General features: G+C 57.2%; 1 protein-coding gene. It reads left to right on the plus strand.

Annotation, left to right across the window (positions count from 1 at the left end; all coding sequences use genetic code 11):
* Positions 1–404, plus strand: a 404-nt coding sequence (locus tag GO009_RS17465; protein WP_163627983.1) for a PKD domain-containing protein, incomplete at both ends; no start/stop codon positions are given.

Below are 404 nucleotides of genomic sequence, written 5' to 3' on the forward strand. Positions count from 1 at the left end.
GACCCCGTCCATACCTATACGGCAGCGGGCAGTTATGATGCGATGCTGACGGTGACCGATGGCGATGGTCAGACGGACACGGACACCATAACCATAATCGCAAATACGGTGCAGAGCGATCCCCCTATTTCTTTTGCCGAAGTGGACCAAGTAAGCGGGGACGCTCCCTTGGAAATACAGTTTACGGGAAGCAATTCCACGGACGATGTGGGCATAATCTCCTACGAGTGGGACTTTGGGGACGGCAGTGCGCCCTCCAACGAGGCGGACCCCGTCCATACCTATACGGCAGCGGGCAGTTACGATGCGGTGCTGACGGTGACCGATGGCGATGGTCAGACGGACACGGATTTTGTGGCCATAAATGTATCGGGGCCCCTTACCGAAGGCGTTGTGGGCCTTAC

This window comes from Allomuricauda sp. TY007 (assembly GCF_010468565.1).
GTDB lineage: Bacteria > Bacteroidota > Bacteroidia > Flavobacteriales > Flavobacteriaceae > Flagellimonas.